A 1,163-nucleotide genomic window follows, 5' to 3' on the forward strand; every position below is an offset into this window, starting at 1 on the left:
GAGGTCGACACGCCCGAGACCCCGCAGGAGCCCCCGCGCCCATGAGCACCCCCGCCCCCATGACGGACCCGACCGCCCGCGACGCCGAACGCCTTCCTGCCCTGCGCTTCGGCTTCCTCGCCACCGGCCCGTGGATCCTCGGCTTCGTGGTGTGCGTCCTCTTCGCGTTCCTGTGCCATGCGCTCGCGCAGTGGCAGTGGGACCGCCGCGTGGAGGTCCAGCACCGCGTCAACCGCGTCCTGGAGAACTACGACGACGACCCGGTTCCGTTCGCCGAGGCCTCCCGGCTGTTCACCGCGTTCCAGACCGACGACGAGTGGACGCCCGTGACACTGACCGGCGAGTACCTCGTCGACGAGACGCTCATCGTCCGCAACCGCCCCCGGGCCGGCCAGCCCGGCTACGAGGTGCTCGTGCCGTTCCGGACGGACGAGGGCCCCGTCGTCGTGGTGGACCGCGGCTGGCTCCCGGTGGGCAACAGTCCGGGTCAGCCGGACGCCGTGCCGGCCCCGCCCGCCGGCCACGCCGAGGTCGTGGTGCGGGTCAAGCCCGGGGAGCCGGCCCTGGACCGCGACGCCCCGGAGGGCCAGGTGCCCTCGATCGACCTCGCCGAGATCGCCGACACCGTGGGCGGGCCCGTGGCCGGGACGGCCTACGGGATCATGGTCACGGAGGACCCGGCGGTGGAGCCGATGCCGCAGAAGCTCGTCGAGCCCACCCTCGACGAGGGCCCGCACCTGTCCTACGCGATCCAGTGGTACCTGTTCGCGGCCATGGGCTTCGGGGTGTGGGGGTACTCCGCGTGGATGCGCGCCCGCAACGACCGGGCCGACGCCCTCGACGACGCCGCGGACGACGGGCTGCTCTCCGCTCACCGGGTCCCCCGCGCCAAGCCGGTCCGGCGGCGCGACGGGCGGCTCACGGATGAGGAGGCCGAGGACGCGCTCTTCGACTGAGCCCGCCCTCCGTCTCGGCGGCCCGCGCACTCAGGCGAGGGTGATGAGGTCCCTCTAGTCGTCGTTCCAGAGGTCCTCGACCCCGTCCGGCAGCAGCACCACGCGCTCGGGGTCGAGCGCCTCGACGGCGCCCTCGTCGTGGGTCACGAGCACCACGGCGCCCTCGTACTGCTGCAGCGCGTTCAGGATCTCCTCGCGGCTGGCGGG

Annotated in this window: 1 protein-coding gene; it reads left to right on the plus strand. The window is 73.7% G+C overall.

Annotated elements, in window-relative coordinates:
* Window positions 1–41 precede the first annotated feature (41 nt).
* A complete protein-coding gene (locus AB0L75_RS44390; RefSeq protein ID WP_127435199.1) occupies window positions 42–956 on the plus strand; it encodes an SURF1 family protein in 915 nt (304 codons plus the stop codon).
* The last annotated feature ends 207 nt before the right edge of the window (window positions 957–1,163 follow it).

Source organism: Streptomyces sp. NPDC052101 (assembly GCF_040680235.1).
Taxonomy (GTDB): Bacteria; Actinomycetota; Actinomycetes; order Streptomycetales; family Streptomycetaceae; genus Streptomyces.

Bases quoted from the DNA above. Each gene is read 5' to 3' on its own strand.
- AB0L75_RS44390 (WP_127435199.1), top strand. From the start codon at position 42: ATGAGCACCCCCGCCCCCATGACGGACCCGACCGCCCGCGACGCCGAA.